The 16,189-nt window shown below is 71.0% G+C and carries 17 protein-coding genes; 9 read left to right on the top strand and 8 right to left on the bottom strand.

The genetic code is table 11. The features are described 5' to 3' along the window. Positions 1–84: 84 nt before the first annotated feature. The 4 genes from HA039_RS30395 to HA039_RS30380 all read right to left on the bottom strand — a co-directional run bounded on the left by HA039_RS30395 (position 85) and on the right by HA039_RS30380 (position 4,570). Positions 85–1,155 (bottom strand): amidohydrolase family protein, encoded by a 1,071-nt coding sequence (locus HA039_RS30395; protein ID WP_167034735.1) that lies wholly within the window; start codon positions 1,153–1,155, stop codon positions 85–87. Positions 1,156–1,189: 34 nt separating this feature from the next. After that, positions 1,190–2,749, bottom strand: a complete 1,560-nt coding sequence (locus HA039_RS30390) for an MFS transporter (RefSeq protein ID WP_167034733.1) — start codon at positions 2,747–2,749, stop codon at positions 1,190–1,192. A 79-nt stretch (positions 2,750–2,828) separates the two neighbouring features. Beyond that, positions 2,829–3,767 carry a ketopantoate reductase family protein gene (locus tag HA039_RS30385; RefSeq protein ID WP_167034731.1) on the bottom strand — a complete coding sequence of 313 codons (939 nt, stop codon included), beginning with the start codon at positions 3,765–3,767 and terminating at the stop codon, positions 2,829–2,831. An 11-nt stretch (positions 3,768–3,778) separates the two neighbouring features. Then, entirely contained in the window at positions 3,779–4,570 is a 792-nt protein-coding gene (locus HA039_RS30380) for a hypothetical protein (RefSeq protein ID WP_167034729.1), read from the bottom strand. A 208-nt stretch (positions 4,571–4,778) separates the two neighbouring features. On the opposite strand from HA039_RS30380, the gene HA039_RS30375 reads away from it, so the two are divergent. The 3 genes from HA039_RS30375 (at position 4,779) to HA039_RS30365 (ending at position 6,521) form a co-directional block, all read left to right on the top strand. Continuing rightward, positions 4,779–5,126, top strand: coding sequence for a winged helix-turn-helix transcriptional regulator (locus HA039_RS30375; RefSeq protein ID WP_243869837.1), 348 nt, complete (start codon positions 4,779–4,781; stop codon positions 5,124–5,126). A 32-nt stretch (positions 5,127–5,158) separates the two neighbouring features. Next, positions 5,159–5,992: an SDR family NAD(P)-dependent oxidoreductase gene (locus tag HA039_RS30370; RefSeq protein WP_208298737.1), complete on the top strand. Its 834-nt coding sequence runs from the start codon at positions 5,159–5,161 to the stop codon at positions 5,990–5,992. A gap of 148 nt (positions 5,993–6,140) precedes the next feature. Continuing rightward, on the top strand, positions 6,141–6,521 hold the full coding sequence (locus tag HA039_RS30365) for a hypothetical protein (protein ID WP_167034727.1): 381 nt from the start codon (positions 6,141–6,143) through the stop codon (positions 6,519–6,521). A gap of 64 nt (positions 6,522–6,585) precedes the next feature. Here HA039_RS30365 and HA039_RS30360 read toward each other — a convergent pair whose 3' ends face one another. Together HA039_RS30360 and HA039_RS30355 are read right to left on the bottom strand one after the other, a co-directional pair. Next, a complete protein-coding gene (locus HA039_RS30360) occupies positions 6,586–7,104 on the bottom strand; it encodes a pyridoxamine 5'-phosphate oxidase family protein (RefSeq protein WP_167034724.1) in 519 nt (172 codons plus the stop codon). Between the two features lie 277 nt (positions 7,105–7,381). After that, positions 7,382–7,804, bottom strand: a complete 423-nt coding sequence (locus HA039_RS30355) for a YjbQ family protein (RefSeq protein ID WP_167034722.1) — start codon at positions 7,802–7,804, stop codon at positions 7,382–7,384. Between the two features lie 93 nt (positions 7,805–7,897). Here HA039_RS30355 and HA039_RS34665 point away from each other — a divergent pair, with 93 nt between their 5' ends. The 6 genes from HA039_RS34665 (at position 7,898) to HA039_RS30330 (ending at position 13,189) form a co-directional block, all read left to right on the top strand. After that, positions 7,898–7,981, top strand: coding sequence for a putative leader peptide (locus HA039_RS34665; protein ID WP_343234701.1), 84 nt, complete (start codon positions 7,898–7,900; stop codon positions 7,979–7,981). A 169-nt stretch (positions 7,982–8,150) separates the two neighbouring features. Beyond that, complete coding sequence (locus HA039_RS30350; protein ID WP_167034720.1) at positions 8,151–9,026, top strand: ABC transporter permease; 876 nt, start codon at positions 8,151–8,153, stop codon at positions 9,024–9,026. Beyond that, entirely contained in the window at positions 8,999–9,766 is a 768-nt protein-coding gene (locus tag HA039_RS30345) for an ABC transporter ATP-binding protein (RefSeq protein ID WP_167034718.1), read from the top strand. The genes HA039_RS30350 and HA039_RS30345 overlap by 28 nt, the downstream gene beginning before the upstream one ends. Further along, a complete protein-coding gene (locus HA039_RS30340; RefSeq protein ID WP_167034716.1) occupies positions 9,756–10,814 on the top strand; it encodes an ABC transporter substrate-binding protein in 1,059 nt (352 codons plus the stop codon). The genes HA039_RS30345 and HA039_RS30340 overlap by 11 nt, the downstream gene beginning before the upstream one ends. Continuing rightward, a complete protein-coding gene (locus tag HA039_RS30335; protein WP_167034714.1) occupies positions 10,811–11,989 on the top strand; it encodes an LLM class flavin-dependent oxidoreductase in 1,179 nt (392 codons plus the stop codon). Before HA039_RS30340 ends, HA039_RS30335 begins: the two co-directional genes overlap by 4 nt. 111 nt (positions 11,990–12,100) lie before the next feature. Then, on the top strand, positions 12,101–13,189 hold the full coding sequence (locus HA039_RS30330; protein ID WP_167034712.1) for an NAD(P)-binding domain-containing protein: 1,089 nt from the start codon (positions 12,101–12,103) through the stop codon (positions 13,187–13,189). Positions 13,190–13,215: 26 nt separating this feature from the next. Here HA039_RS30330 and mltG read toward each other — a convergent pair whose 3' ends face one another. Then, positions 13,216–14,064, bottom strand: a complete 849-nt coding sequence (mltG, locus tag HA039_RS30325; protein ID WP_167034710.1) for an endolytic transglycosylase MltG — start codon at positions 14,062–14,064, stop codon at positions 13,216–13,218. Between the two features lie 87 nt (positions 14,065–14,151). Continuing rightward, on the bottom strand, positions 14,152–16,128 hold the full coding sequence (locus HA039_RS30320; protein ID WP_243869835.1) for an ABC transporter ATP-binding protein: 1,977 nt from the start codon (positions 16,126–16,128) through the stop codon (positions 14,152–14,154). Positions 16,129–16,189: the final 61 nt, after the last annotated feature.

Below are 16,189 nucleotides of genomic sequence, written 5' to 3'. Positions count from 1 at the left end.
GCCCCACCCCTGTTCGGCCCGCACGGATCACCGTGCGGGCCGAACAGGGGTGGGGCCGTCCTCTCCGTGGACCCGCCGGCGGCGTCACGGAGCCGTGTACGCGAGTCCCCCGCACCAGACGCGGCGGATCGCCCGCGTGGCGGTGATGTCACTCACCGGGTCGCCGTCGAGGAGCACGAGATCGGCCCTGCGTCCCGGCTCGACCACCCCGCGGTCGGCGAGGGCGAAGTACCGGGCCGGCAGCACGGTCGCCGCACGCAGGGCGTCGACGGTGCTCAGCCCGGCGTCGACCAGCAGTTCCAGCTCCCGGTGCAGGCTCTCGCCATGAGCGAGGTACGGACCGCTCCACGGCGGGACGTGCGCGTCGGTCCCGGCCAGCAGCGGCACACCCGCCCGGTACAGGGCGGCCGTGTTCGCCCGGACCGTGCCGTGGCTGTCGCCCGGGGTGCCCGCCCGTACGTCGAGCAGTTCCGCCAGCGCCAGGGTGGGTACGACGGCGCGGCCGTCCTCGACGGTGCGCGCGACGGCCTCGGCGCTGAGCAACCGGTCCTTCGGTGTGTGGGTGAGGATGTCCACGCCGGCCCGCTGGGCCATGTCAACGGCTTCGTGGGACAACGCGTGGGCGACGACCAGCAGTCCACGGGAACGGGCCGCCACGACCAGCGCGTCCAGGGTGGCCTGGTCGTGGCTCGGCGACGGATCGCCCACAATGATCTTGAGGTAGTCCGAGCCTTCGGCGCCGCGGTCGGCGAGGAACCCCTCGGCCGCGCCGGGCCCGGCCACCACCCCCTCCGGTCCCACGAGCGATTCGTGCGGACTGCCCGGACCGATGGCCGCCGTCCCCGCGCTGCGCACATCGGGCAGGCCCACCGACCCTCGCAACGTCGCGATGAAGCCGGGCCGCGCCCCCATGTCCAGCGCCGTCGTGATCCCGTACGCCCGCAACCGGTCGAGCTGGCCGACCTCGTCGAGATGGACGTGGGCGTCGATCAGCCCGGCCATCAGCACGCCCCCGTCGCCGTCCACCACCTCGGCTCCCACCAGCTCGGCGCCCACCGCCTGGCCGCCGATCCGGCCGGCGCGCAGGACGACGCTGCTGGGCTCCCTCACCCGCCGGCCGTCGAAGACCCGTACGTTCCGCAACACTGTCACCATGGTCCGCCACCCTTCGTCGTTGTTCTGCGGGGAATCAGGAAGCCTCGCGTGTGCCACTACCGCGGGGGTACCACCATGCCAGGAGGGCCACGACCGCCATGGCCCCGGCCATGCCGTAGAAGGCCACTTGCGCCGCGGACGCGTAGTCGACCCGAACCGCCCGAAGAGCCGAGGCGTTCCCCGCGGCCAGGCCTCCGGCCGCGCCGGGGTCCCCGCCGGTGACCGCGTCGACCGCGCGCCCGGCGTCGCGTGAGGTGCCGCCGACGGCCAGGATGGAGTCGGTCAGCTTCTGCGTCAGGCGGTGGGTGACCAGTGTGGAGAACAGCGCCAGTCCCAGTGCGCCGCCGAAATTCTTCACGGTCTGGGTCACGGCGGAGACTTCACCGTACGAAGCGCCGATGGCGCGATTGAGCGCGTCCGTCGAGACGGGACTGAACATGAAGCCGATTCCCGCGCCGGCGACCAGCAGGGGCCACGTCTGCCGGTTGAGGAAGGCGCTCGCGTCGAACCCGAGATCGGTGGCCGTACGGGCGAGCCAGAGGAATCCGACGGTGCCGACGACACCACCCATGAGAACGACCGGACGGGCCCCGTGGCGGTCGAAGCGGGCCGAACCCAAGCGGGCGGCGACGGCGAATCCGATGAAGAACTTGAGCAGGAGCAGGCCGGTGTCGCCGACCGGCAGTCGCAGGGACACCTGCCCGTACACACTGAGGAAGAAGAAGACGGAGATGAACGCGACGGACGCGAAGAACATCGCCAGGGTCGAAACGGCGAATCCGCGATCGCGCATCACCTCCAGGTTGACCAGCGGCATGGGGGTGCGGCGCTCCAGGCCGACGAACCGGACCAGCGTCAGGGCGCCGACCGCGATCGGCACCCAGACTCCGGGGCTGGTCCAGCCCCAGGCACCGGCCTGTTGCAGCCCGAAGACGACCAGTGCCATCGCGACGGCGGACACGGCGGCGCCACGCCAGTCGACGGTCCCGGCCGTGCCCTTCGAGCGCGGCACCATCCGTACGGTCAGGATCGCGGCGGCAACGGCGACGGGGACGTTGATCCAGAAGATCGACCGCCAGGTCCACTGCGTCAGGTAGCCGCCGGCGACGGGCCCGATCGCCGTCATGGCCCCCGTGATGGTGAAGAAGGTCGCCATCGCGCGACCGCGTCGTTCCCTCGGGAAGGACTGCACCACGATGCCGATGGCCGCGGGAAACATCAGCGCGCCGCTCACCCCTTGGAGGGCTCGGGCAGTGATCAGCCAGGGCGCGGCGAAGGAGCCCTCGGGTGTGAGCCCGCACAGGAGGGACGTCACCCCGAATCCGGCTATTCCGATCAGGGCCATGCGCCGGTGTCCGAGGAGGTCGGCCAACCGTCCTCCGAGCAGGAAGAACGAAGCCGTGGTCAGCAGGTAGGCGTTGACCGCCCACTGGAGATCCGCGTGGCTGATCGAGAGGTGGTCCTGGATCGAGGGACTCGACAGGGCGACGATGGTCTGGTCGATCGTGGTCATCGACACGGCGAGGACCAGCCCCGCCCAGACCCCCTTGGCGGCGCGCGACTGCACCGCCCCCGACGCCGGTAGTGCCGTCATGGCAGTGCTCCGTTTCTCCGCGCGCACGCGGCGGCGCCCGCGAGGGCGCCGCTTCCTGCGTGGGGACTCTCGTGTCCGATCAGTTTTCCGGGGCGGTGGTGTGTCGCTGGTTGTGCGCGCGCAGGGTCAGGGCTGCGGCTTCGAGGCGGGGTACGGGGACGCCGGTGGCGTGGCCTCGGCGGATGAGGTCGCCGAGGACGTTCTCGACCTCGGTGGGACGGCCGGAGGCCAGCTCGCGGGAGAGGGACGAGGTCATGCCGGACCCCGTCGCCGTGACCAGTTCTTGGAGCGCGGCGTGGGCCGGCTCGCTCAGTCCGTGGCCGGACGCGGCGGCGACCGAGGCCGCCTCCTCAAGGGTCACGGTGGCGAACCGCTCCCCGTCGGTGAGGGCGGCGGCGTCCCCGATGGTGCCGCGGGCCAGGGAGGTGATCGCCCCGACGGTGGCGATCATGACCCACTTCTGCCACATCGCGCCGACGATGTCAGCGCTCACAGCGACGTCGAAATCGGGGATGGCCAGGGTCCGCGCCACTTCCTCGACCCTGCTGGTCCTGCTGCCGTCGAGTTCGCCGATCTCGATCTGCCCGCCGGGAAGGTACTGGCGGATGTCCCCGTTGTCGTCGAGTTGCGTGACGATCCTGAGGGTGCCGCCGAGCAGGGACTTGCCGAAGCGTCCCGTGAGTTCCTCCAGGTGTGCCATGCCGTTGAGGAAGGGAACCAGCACGGTGGCCGAGCCGACGGCCGACGTGATGTCGTCCATGACCGCCGACAGCGCGTCCGGCTTCACGGAGAGCAGCACGAGATCGTACGGTTCTTCCGTCTCCTTCAGGGCGTCGGCCGTGATCGGGTTGACCGCGATCCCCTCCGACCGGTTGCCCTCGACTATGTGCAGGCCCCGCTGCCGGAGGTGTTCGGCCCGGCCGGGGCGGACCAGGAAGTCCACCTCCCGTCCGGCCTGGACCAGCCTTCCTCCCACGAAGCCGCCGACAGCACCGGCACCGACGATGAGTGTTTTCATGACGCGCTCCTTCAGTTGTTGTGCGAGGCCGACGGCACGGGGTGAGGCACCGCGACGTCCGCGTTCGGTGTGGTGGTCCCGGCCGTGCCCTTCCGTCCCCGCTTGATGGCCCTCAGGCGGCGCAGGGAGGTGATGTGCAGGGTGAGCAGCAGGGGGACGGCGGCGGTGGGGATGAGAGCGATCGGCGCTTCGGTGATGGCGCGTGCGGACGGGGTCACGTTGATGACGTGGGCGCCCATGAGGAGGGCGAGGGTCAGTGCCGTGACGAGGTCGAGCATGCCGAAGAGGTTGAACCTGACGGCGAGCCGGTGGCCGGTGCCCCTGGCGAGGCGGCGTGCGACGAACGGGGCGGCGATGCCGGTCGCGATGTCCCCCAGCCCCGCGGGCAGCGCGAACAGCGCCGGCAGACGACCCAGGGCCATCATGATCAGGAACACGACCCCCACCACCCGGAACGCGTGTGGCCATTCCAGCCGGTGCAGCATCCCGGGCGCGTGGAGCGCGCGGGAGACCAGGGGGATCCGGGTGGCGGCCAGGAAGGCGATCAGCGACCCGGCGAACGCGAAGGGCAGGAAAGAAATGTGCCCGTGCCCCGAGAGGTATCCGTCATGCGCCGCGATCACCCCCGTGGCCGTGAACCAGGCACCGAGCACGGCAGCCGTGGCCGCCCCGAGCCCGACCGCGCTCCGTCGCGTGGCCCCCGCGAGTTTCGCACCCCGGTACAGGACGAAACTCGTCATCCCGGTCAGTCCTGTTATTCCGGCGAGGGTGAGCACCCAGATGAATGCAGGTACATCAACCATCGCGATCACCTCATTTCCCTGTCGGATTGCAGTTCTCCCGCTGAACCCGTGATCTCCGGATCCGTGTCGAGATTGATCACGAACGACGCCAGAAGCAGGGGGACGAGCCCGAGCGGTTGGGACGGCGTACGCGTCATGGTTTAAATACTACACTCACTCGGTTTACTTTTTCATCCAGCCACTTTAGTTTCTGCTGTAGACTTCATTCATGCGTAGTTATGGGCAGTACTGCTCGATAGCCCGCGGGCTGGATGTCATCGAGGACCGCTGGACGCTGCTGATCGTCCGGGAGCTGCTGCTGCAGGGCCCGTCCCGGTTCACGGAGCTGAAGCGGGGGCTGCCGGGCGTCGCGACGAACCTCCTGTCGACCCGCCTCAAGGAACTCGAAGCGGCGGGGCTGATCACGCGCGAGGACGCGCCGCCACCCATCGCCACCGCCCTCTACCAGCTGAGCGAGACCGGCCACGCGCTCCAGCCCGTCCTGAAGGAGATCGGGCTGTGGGGGCTGCGGTTCACGGTCGACAAACGGCCCGACGACGCGTTCCAGGCCCTATGACTGGCCCACGCCTCCTCTGATTCATCGCACGAATGGAGATTCCCATGAGCACACATGCCGGCAAGATCGCCGTCGTCACCGGAGCATCCGGAGGCATGGGGGCGGTGTTCGCTCAGCGGTTGGCCGACCGTGGGTACGACCTGCTCCTGGTAGCCCGGGACAAAGCCCGTCTCGAATCCCTGGCCGCCGCCATCACCGCGCGCACCGGCAGGCGCGCCGAGGTCCTGGTCGCCGACCTGACCCAGGACGCTGAACTTGCCCGCGTCGAGGAGCGGTTGCGTACCGACACAGCGGTCCGCGTGCTGATCAACAACGCGGGCGGGGGGCTCTTCGGACCGTTGGCGACCATCGATCCGAGCGCTGCGAGTGCGCTGATCGAACTGAACGTGACCGCCTTCACGAAGCTGGCAGCCGCGGCGGCCGCCGGGCTCGGCGCTCAGGGTGACGGTGTCATCGTCAACGTCTCCTCCGCTCTGGCGGTCGGCGTCCTGCCGATCAGCGCCGTGTACAGCGGAACAAAGGCGTACGTTCTGAGTTTCACCCAGGCCCTCGCAAAGGAACTCGCCGGCACCGGAGTACGCGTACAGACCTTCATGCCAGGGGCAACGGGCACCGGCTTCTGGAACGGCTCCGGCCTCGAACTCGCCGACATACCTGACGGGTTGGTCATGTCGGTCACTGACGCGGTGGACGCGGCCTTCGCCGGTCTCGACGCCGGGGAAACCGTGACCGTACCGTCTCTACCCGACTCCGACTGGTCGAAGCTGCGGGCGGACATGCAGACCCTCGCCCCCCGTTTCTCGGGCTCCGAGCCCGCAGCCCGCTACAGCGACCGACGCACAGGTGACACTCAGCAGCCGAAGTGACCGTCAGTCATAGATGACAGGGGTGGCACCTGGTAGTTGGGTTTTGCCTCCTGAGGCAAAAGCCTTCGGCCGTTGGCGAAGACCGGGCAGTCTCTGCACCAAGGCCCTCGCCGAGGGCCTGCGGAGGGCAACATCCGAAGGGACGATCATGATCGGACCGAAACTCGCGTTCGCACGAACAGCTTTCGCGGCGATGCTGCTGACCGCCGCGGGCAGTCTCGGCGCTCCAGCCGTCGCCGTGACCGGCGCCGCTGGTGCGGCGGCCGCCTGCCCGTGGAACCTGAATGCCCCGACCGCCTCTCTCAATCCGTACAGCACGGCCGACACAGTCTCCGCGACCGCCACTGTCCGCAAGGGCCCGTACGGGGAATGCGACCCGGTCACTTCATACCCGCCTGGCCGGTCGATCGTGGTGCGGTGCTACGTGGCGAACAGCTTCGGCAACACCTGGTCGTACATTGCCGGTTCCGGCTGGGTATGGGACGCCAACCTGGCCAACGGAGGGTCCCCGTACTACTGCCAGTTCTGAAAGCCGGCCCACCCCGGCCGGTGACCGAGGCCGCAATCCATCTGGTCGCCACGGCGCGCCGGCGTCACGTGCCGGTGAGCTTGTCGAGGTCGGGGGCGTAGACGGTCATCCAGTGCGGGTTCAGCCGGTAGTAGACGACCTCGCGGTTCCAGTCGAAGGTGTCGTCGCCGTAGAAGTCCTGCAAGTAGGCGAGGAGTTCCTGCCAGTCGGCCGTGGTCTCGGCGCCCTCGGGGTTCAGCTCCTCCACCGTGCCGTGGGTGAACACGCCGAGGTCCTCGCCGCGCATGTGCGCGACGCTGGCGGCCGGACGGGCCGCGAGATGACGGGCCTTGGCGGCGTTGCGCGCCGTGCCGAAGTGCCACCGACCGTGCAGGAAGTGCCCGTCGACGCCGCTGATCCGCGGTTCGCCCTTCGCGGTCACCGTGGAGAGGGCGAGCGCGCACATGCCGGTGAGGACCCCGGTGAGCTGCGCCGCCGTGATGGTGCGGCCCTCGACGATCGAGCGGAGGTGTGCGGTCGAGCCGGAGAGGGAGGAGCCGAGGAGGGACTGGAGCTTGTCGAGTTCTTCCGGGGTTTCGCGCATGCGTCAATCGTCGGCCGTAAACCCGACACCCTCTGTCGTCATTGATGAAACAGCGGTGAGGTTGGGGGACGAACGCCGACCGCACGACGCGGTGCTTCCTCGCCGCCCGCCTTTGGCGCCCTCGGCCGGGTGGACGCGGCTCTCCCGTGAACTGCCAAGCGTTCCCGGGTCGGAGAGGGACGCCCGGCTGCCCGCGTCTTCGCGGTAGCCCCACGATTTCGCCGCTGGATGGCACGCAGGTCACGGAGGGATCGCGGCACCACCTGGGCGATCTTGGTCAGCCCAGGAAGCTCAGGCGGACCTGGCGGGTTGGATTGTCCTTGTTGGTGTCGACCAGGCAGACCGACTGCCACGTGCCCAGCTCCAGTTGGCCGGACAGGACCGGGAGGGTGGCGTGTGGGGGGACCAGGGCCGGGAGTACGTGGTCCCTGCCGTGGCCGGGGGTGCCGTGGCGGTGTTGCCAGCGGTTGTCCGCCGGGAGGAGGGTGTGCAGGGCCGCCAGCAGGTCGTCGTCGCTGCCGGCCCCCGTTTCGATGATCGCCACGCCCGCCGTGGCGTGCGGGACGAAGATGTTGAGCAGGCCGTCGCGGCCCGCGGCGGTGTCGTGGAGGAACTGTTCGCAGGCGGCCGTCAGGTCGGACACCGTCTCTTCCGGGCCGGTGGTGACGTTCAGGATCCTGGTGGTGAAGGCGTCTGGCATGGGTCCATCCTGCCCGCCCACGCCTCGGGATCACGCGTCCACGGGCCGAGACACCATTGACCGGGTCCGGAAGCGCTCGCTACGTTCTGCGCCATGTTGCGTTCAGCTCTGCTCACCACGCGCGGTCACATCGACCTGCTGCGGGTGGCTTCCGCCGCGTGTTGTCGCGGCTGCTGACCTTCTTTCCCTCCCCTCACCGACGTCCCCTGCCGACGTCCCCTGAGCGCGGCGCCCTGTCTCGCCCTCTCCCCCGCTGACCGCTGACGTCGTCATGCCCGGGCGTGCCCGGGCCCGCGTGGACGCGTGCGCGCGTCCGGCCCTCTCCCCCACCTCCCGTGGAGCCGCCATGACCGTCGACCATGCCCCGCCGAACCTCCCCGGCGCCCCGTCCGAGGACCGGCCCGCCGAACTGGAGACCGTCACGCTCGCCGCCGCCTCGGCGGGCCGTTCCCCCCTGCGTTCCGTCCCCCGCTGGCTGCGCAGGACGGTCGGGCCGCTGCTGCTGCTCGTCGTGTGGCAGGTGCTCAGCTCGACCGGGGTCCTGCACGCCGACACCCTCGCCTCGCCCCTCACCATCGCGCGGGCCGCCGGTGACCTGACGGCGGACGGCACCCTGCCGACCGCCATGGGCGTGTCGCTCCAGCGGGTCGCCGCCGGGCTGCTGATCGGCGGGGTCGTGGGGGTCGCGCTCGCCCTCGCCTCCGGGCTCTCGCGGCTCGGCGAGGACCTGATCGACGCGACCGTGCAAATGCTACGGACCGTGCCGTTCATCGGGCTGATCCCGCTCCTCATCATCTGGCTGGGCATCGGCGAGGCGCCGAAGATCGCGCTGATCTCGCTCGGTGTCGCCTTCCACCTGTACCTCAACGTGTACGCCGGGATCCGCGGCGTCGACGAGCAACTCATCGAGGCGGGGCAGTCGTTGGGGCTGGGACGGTGGGGGCTCGTCCGGCACGTCATCCTGCCGGGCGCCCTGCCCGGCGCGATGACCGGGCTGCGGTACTCGCTCGCCACCGCCTGGCTGGCCCTGGTCTTCGGCGAGACCATCAACGCCGACTCCGGGATCGGCTTCCTCATGAACCAGGCCCGCGACTTCTTCCGTACCGACGTCATCGTCGTCTGCCTGATCGTCTACGCCTTCCTCGGCCTGATCGCCGATGCCGTGGTCCGTACTCTCGAAAGGCTGTTGCTGCAATGGCGACCCACCTTCAAGGGCCAGTGACCCCCGTGAACGGCGCCGACGCCGTACGGGTCACCGGCCTGACCCGTGCCTTCGGCGGCCAGCCGGTGATAGACCACCTCGATCTCACCCTCCGCGCGGGCGAGTTCACCGCCCTCCTCGGCCGCAGCGGCTGCGGCAAGTCGACCCTGCTGCGGGTCCTGGCCGGGCTCGACCGCGACATCGAGGGAAGCGTGCTCGTGCCGAAGCGGCGCGCGGTCGCGTTCCAGTCGCCGCGGCTGATGCCGTGGAAACGCGTCTGGCGCAACGTACTACTCGGCCTCGACGGCAAGCCCGACCGGGCCGTCGCCGAGGAGGCGTTGGCGGAGGTCGGCCTCGCGCACCGGTCCGGCGCCTGGCCCAAGACCCTGTCCGGCGGTGAGGCGCAGCGCGCCTCACTGGCCAGGGCGCTCGTACGGGAGCCCGATCTGCTCCTGCTCGACGAGCCGTTCGGCGCGCTCGACGCGCTCACCCGCATCAAGGCCCAGCAGTTGGTGGCCGAGTTGTGGCAGCGGCGCGGCTGCGCCGTCCTGCTCGTGACGCACGACGTGGAGGAGGCGCTGCTGCTCGCCGACCGCGCCCTGGTGATGCGTGACGGTGTGATCGCGTACGAGACGCCGATCGCCCTGGACCGGCCGCGCTCCGTCGGCGACCCCGCCTTCGCCGCCCTGCGCACCCGCCTGCTCACCGAGCTGGGCGTCGACGAACCCGCCGCTACCCCCGGGACGAACCGTGCCGCGTAACCGACGAGGGCTGTCCGCCGCCCTCCTCCTCTCCCTCACCCTCCTCGTCTCCGCCTGCTCCACCGACGGCAACACCGCGTCGAGTGTGGGTCTCGGCGGTGGCGGCAACACCGACGGCAAGGGAGCGGTCACCCTCAATGTCGGTGACCAGAAGGGCGGTTCGGAGGCGATCCTGCGCGCCGCCGGGGAACTGAAGGACCTCCCCTACCGGGTGAAGTGGTCCACCTTCACCTCAGGACCCCCGATGCTCGAAGCCGTCAACGCCGGTGCGGTGGACATCGGTACGGTCGGCAACACCCCGCCCGTCTTCGCCGCCGGTGCCAAGTCGAAGATCGTGGTCGTGGCCGCCGTGCACGGCGACCCCGCCGGTGAGGCGATCCTCGTCCCCAAGAACTCGCCCCTCAAGAAGACCACCGACCTCAAGGGCCGGACGGTGGCGGTCGCCCAGGGCAGCTCGGCCCACTTCCAGCTGATCGCGTCGCTCAAGGCCGCCGGCCTGAAGCTCTCCGACATCAAGGTGACCCTGCTCCAGCCCGCCGACGCGCTCGCCGCCTTCAACAGCGGCAAGGTCGACGCCTGGGCGGTCTGGGATCCGTACACCTCGCAGGTCCTGGGCAGTGGCAAGGGCCGGATCCTGACCAACGGCCAGGGTGTGGTCAACGGGCTCACCGTCCAGGTCGCCGCGCCCGCCGCGCTCAAGGACAAGAAGAAGGAACAGGCGATCGGCGACCTCATCACGCGGCTGCGCCGGGCCCAGGACTGGGTGTACGAGCACCCGGAGGCGTGGGCGAAGGTCTGGGCGAAGGACACCGGGCTGCCCTACGACGTGGCCCTCGCCGCGGTGAAGCGCAGTTACGGCACCCGGGTGCCGGTCGCGCTCGACAAGGATGCGATCGCCTCCGAGCAGCAGATCGCCGACACCTTCGCCGATCTGAAGCTGATCCCCCGCCACTTCGACTTCGCGGACTACGTGGACGGCCGCTTCAACGACAACCTGCCGCCGTCGACCTCCCCGGCGCGCAGCTACGGAAAGGCCCCCTCCTCATGAGCATCCACCTGCACTGGTTCCTCCCGACGGGCGGTGACGGGCGCACGCTCGTGGACCGTCACGCGTACACCGACGGGGGCATCACCCGCACGGGGAACACCGCCGTGACGGGGATCCGCGCGCCCGACGTCGACTACCTGGCGCAGATCGCCAAGGCGGCCGAACGCCTCGGCTTCGAGGGCGTGTTGACGCCCACGGGCACCTGGTGCGAGGACGCCTGGCTCACGACGGTGGCGCTCTCCCAGCACACCGACCGGCTCAAGTTCCTGGTGGCGTTCCGGCCCGGGGTGATCTCCCCCGTACTGGCGGCGCAGATGGCGTCCACGTACCAGCGCATCACCCGCGGCCGGCTGATGCTCAACGTGGTGACCGGCGGCGACTCCACCGAGCAGCGGCGCTTCGGCGACCACCTCGACCACGACCGGCGCTACGCCAGGACGGCGGAGTTCCTCCAGGTGGTACGGGGGGTGTGGGGCGGGCAGCCGTTCGACTTCGACGGGCAGCACTACCAGGTCGAGGGCGGGCTGACGGCGCTGCCGCCCGACCCGCTGCCACCGGTGTTCTTCGGGGGTTCCTCGGCGGCCGCGGGGCCGGTCGCCGCCGCGCACACCGACGTCTACCTGACCTGGGGCGAGCCCCCGGCGCAGGTGAAGGAGAAGATCGACTGGATCCGGGGGCTCGCGGAGGAGCGGGGCCGTACGGTCCGCTTCGGCATCCGGATGCACACCATCTCGCGGGACTCCGCGAAGGACGCCTGGGCCACGGCGAACCGGTTGCTGGACGACCTCGACCCGGAGACGGTCGCCGCCGCGCAGAAGGCGCTCGGCAGGAGCGAGTCCGTCGGCCAGCAGCGGATGCTCGCGCTGCACGGCGGCACCCGCGACCAGCTGGAGATCGCGCCCAACCTGTGGGCGGGGGTCGGGCTGGTACGGGGTGGGGCCGGGACCGCGCTGGTGGGCAGCCACGCCGATGTCGCCGACCGGATCGAGGAGTACCACGCCCTGGGGATCGAGCACTTCGTGCTGTCGGGCTACCCGCACCTGGAGGAGGCGTACTGGTTCGGGGAGGGCGTGACGCCGGAGCTGGCGCGGCGCGGGCTGCTCGCGGAGCTGGCGCCGCTGCCGGGGGCCGCGGCGGGGGGCGGGGCGCCGCTGCTGGTGTCCGGAGGGCGCTGAGGCCGCGGGGTGACGGGGCCGGGCGCGGCGGGCGCCGAGGCCGCGCGGCGGTCGCGGCCGGTGCGATCGCGGCGCGGGAAGATCCCCCCGGCCCGGGCTGTTGGTACGGGCGTGAGTGACTTCGGCGTACGCGACATCGATGTGGTGGTCATAGGCGCCGGGCAGGCGGGTCTGTCCGGCGCCCACCACCTGCGCCGGTCGGGCCTGGAGCCCGACCGGGACTTCGTCGTGCTCGACCACGCCCCGCGGCCGGGCGGTGCCTGGCAGTTCCGGTGGCCCTCGCTCACGTACGGCAGGGTCCACGGCATGCACTCGCTGCCCGGCATGGAACTGACCACGGCGGCGGCCGACGACGAGCGCCCCTCCTCGGAGGTGATCGCCGCCTACTTCGCCGCGTACGAGGACCGTTTCGACCTGCGGGTGCACCGGCCGGTGGACGTGACGGCGGTACGTGAGGGCGGGGCGGGACGGCTCCGGGTCGAGACGTCCGAGGGGGTCTGGTGGGCGCGGGCGCTGATCAACGCCACCGGCACCTGGGACCGGCCGTTCTGGCCGCGCTACCCCGGCCAGGAGACCTTCCTGGGGCGGCAGTTGCACACGGCGCACTACCCGGGCCCCGGCGCGTTCGCCGGTCTGCGGGTCGTGGTGGTGGGCGGCGGCGCCTCCGGGACCCAGCACCTGATCGAGATCGCGGAGGTGGCGGCGGACACGACCTGGGTGACCCGGCGGCCGCCCGTCTTCCGCGAGGGCCCGTTCGGCGAGGAGCAGGGCCGGGCGGCCGTCGCCCTCGTGGAGGAACGGGTCCGCCAGGGGCTTCCGCCGCTGAGCGTGGTGTCCGTGACCGGGCTGCCGGTGAACGAGGCGATCACGAAGGCCCGCGAGGAAGGCGTCCTGGACCGGCTGCCGATGTTCGACCGGATCACCCCGACGGGCGTGGCCTGGGACGACGGGCGGACGGTCGAGGCCGACGTGATCCTCTGGGCGACCGGCTTCCGGGCGGCCGTGGACCATCTGGCGCCGCTGAGGCTGCGGGAGCCGGGCGGCGGCATCAAGGTCGAGGAGACCAGGGCCGTACGGGACGAGCGGGTGCACCTGGTGGGGTACGGGCCTTCGGCCTCGACGATCGGCGCGAACCGGGCGGGCCGGGCGGCGGTACGGGACATCAGGCGGCTGCTGGCGCGGGTGCCCGAGCCGGTGTGAACCCCGGGCGGCGCGCATACCGCCCCTCAGCCGGTGCGGCTCGCGGCCCGCCGGTTCGCGTTGAACTCCGCCACGTTCCGCCGCTGCTCCGCGTAACTGGCCGTGAAGCGGGTGTCCCCCGGCGCCACGGTGACGAAGTACAGCCAGTTCCCCCGCGTCGGGCGCACGGCCGCGTTCAGCGCCTCGTTGCCCGGATTCCCGATCGGCGTGGGCGGCAGGCCCTTGCGTTCGTACGTGTTGTACGGGCTGTCGATGCCCGTGTCCTGGTACGTGGTGTCGAGCGTGCTGCGCCGGAGCCCGTAGTTGATGGTGGAGTCCATCTGGAGCGCCATGCCCCGGGCGAGCCGGTTGTGGATGACCCGGGAGACCTTGCCCATGTCGGACGCCGTGGCGGCCTCCGCCTGCACGATGCTCGCGAGGGTGACGGTCTGGTAGACGCTCACGTCGTCGAGCCGGGCCCCGTCGCTGATGTGGTGCGCGCCGAACCGCTGGTTCGCGGTGTTGACCATGAAGCTGAGCAGACTCGCCGGGGTGCTCTCCGCGTTCACCGGGTACGTCGCCGGGAACAGGTAGCCCTCCGGGTTGTCCCTCGCGGCCGGCGGGAGGTCGAGCGGTACGGACGCGGCCTTCTCGCGCGTCGTACCGGCGGCCAGGCCCAGGGCACGGTCCACGGAGGCGTACACCTGCGCGGCCCGCTGTCCCTCGGGGACGACCAGCCTGCCCGGTCCCGGGCCTTCCGAGCCCCGGTCGATCAGTACGGGCACCAGCACCGCGGCCGCGATGACCAGCACGGCCCCGGCCATGAGGACCAGGCGGCCCCGGCCCGTCAGCCGGGGGCGGCGCCCCGGCCGGCGCCTCACAGGCTCGTAGGTCATACGGGCACGCTAACCCCGGGTGATCGCCGATCACGGCACGTGGCGGTCGGCGACACGGGCGACCTCGGGGACGCCCCGCGCGCCGGCTCAGCCCCGGGGCGCGAGCGCCGCCAGGTCCTCCGCCGGGGGCAGGCTCTCCCCGGCCCCCGCGGGCCGCGTGTCCCTGCGGACCAGCGCCGCGTACCGCCCGTCCTCCCGCAGCAGCTCCTCGTGCGTGCCCCGCTCCACGACGCGCCCCGCGTCCAGGACGACGATCTGGTCGGCGTCCCTGATCGTGGAGAGCCGGTGGGCGATGGTGAGGGTGGTACGTCCTTCGGAGAGCGCGTCGATGGCCTGCTGCACCGCCTGTTCCGTACGGGTGTCCAGCGCGCTGGTGGCCTCGTCCAGGATCAGGACGGGCGGGTCGCGCAGGATCGTCCTGGCGATGGCCAGGCGCTGCTTCTCGCCGCCGGAGAACCGGTATCCGCGCTCGCCGACGAGGGTGTCGTACCCGTCGGGCAGCGAGGCGATGTGGTCGTGGATCTGGGCGGCCCTGGCGGCCGTCTCGATCTCCTCGTCCGTGGCGTCCGGCTTGGCGAAGCGGAGGTTCTCGGCGACGGACGCGTGGAAGAGGTAGGTCTCCTGGGAGACGACTCCGACCGCGCGGGCGAGGGTGTCGAAGTCCAGGTCCCGTACGTCCACCCCGTCGAGGAGGACCCGGCCGCCGGTCACGTCGTACAGCCGGGGCACCAGGTAGCTGAGGGTCGACTTGCCGGATCCCGTGGGCCCGACGACGGCGAGGCTGCCGCCGGCCGGGACCGTGAGGTCGATGCCGCTCAGGGTCCGGCCGCCCTTGCCCTCGTAACTGAAGTCGACGCCCTCGAAGCGGACCTCGCCGCCGATCTTGTCGAGACGGACGGGCTCGGCGGGCTCGGTGATGTCGACCCGCAGGTCGAGGTATTCGAAGATGCGCTGGAAGAGCGCCAGGGACGTCTGCATCTGCACACCGGTGGAGAGCAGGCTCACCGCCGGGCGGAACAGGCCCTGCTGGAGCGAGACGAAGGCGACGAGCGTGCCGATGGAGACGGCGGTCCCGCTCGCGTGCAGCGCGAGGCCCGCGACCCAGTAGATGACCGCGGGCATGGCGGCCATCACGATGCCGATGGTCGACATGCGCCAGCGTCCGGCCATGTTCGACCGCACTTCCAGATCCACGAGCTGCTCGGACTCGTCGGCGAACGCCTTCGTGAGCGAGTCGGCCCGGCCCATCGTGCGGCCGAGGAGGATGCCGCTGACGGAAAGCGACTCGGTGATGTTGGCCGCCATCGTGGCCATCTGGCGCTGGCGCTGGGTGGTGATCTTCTTGCGCTCGCGGCCGACGCGGCGGCTGATCCACACGAAGACCGGCAGCAGGAGCATGGAGACGAGCGTGAGCCGCCAGTCCAGCGCGAGCATCGCGACGACCGTGGCGACGACGGCCGTGAGGTTGGAGACCAGGGAGGTCGCGGTGGAGGTCACGGTCGCCTGCATGCCGCCGATGTCGTTGGCGATGCGCGACTGGACCTCGCCGGTCCGGGTCCTGGTGAAGAAGGCGAGCGGCATGCGCTGGAGCTGGGCGTACACGCCGGTGCGCAGGTCGTGCATGACGCGCTGGCCGACCGTCGTGGAGATGAGGGTCTGGAGGACGCCGAACACGCTGTTGACGACGGCGGTGAGGATCATGCCGAGGGCGAGCAGGCTCAGCAGGCCCGTACGCCCTTGGGGGATCGCGGTGTCGAGGATCTCGCGCAGCAGGAACGGCGAGGCGACGGAGACCAGCGACGAGGCGCCGACGAGCAGGCCCACGACGGCGAGACGGCCGCGGTAGGGGCGGAAGAGACGGAAGATGCGCCGCAGCTCGGCGGGCTGCTCCTGGCCGGGCGCGCCGCTGTCGGGGCCGTCGGGTCTTGCGCCGGTACCGTCGACGGCCTTGGTGCCGGCGCTGATGTCGGCGGCCGGACCGGTGCCGGGGCTGGTCCCAGTGCTGTTCCTGTTGCTGGGCGAGGGTGTCCAGGTGGAGGCGTGCGGATTCACGTGCGGGTTCATGGGCTCCTTCGAGAGGTGTCGATACTTCCCTGAGCATAGCCGACTGTTACCTATGCTCACA

The organism is Streptomyces liangshanensis, assembly GCF_011694815.1.
Lineage (GTDB): Bacteria > Actinomycetota > Actinomycetes > Streptomycetales > Streptomycetaceae > Streptomyces > Streptomyces liangshanensis.
This window is presented reverse-complemented; position numbering and strand designations above follow the sequence as displayed.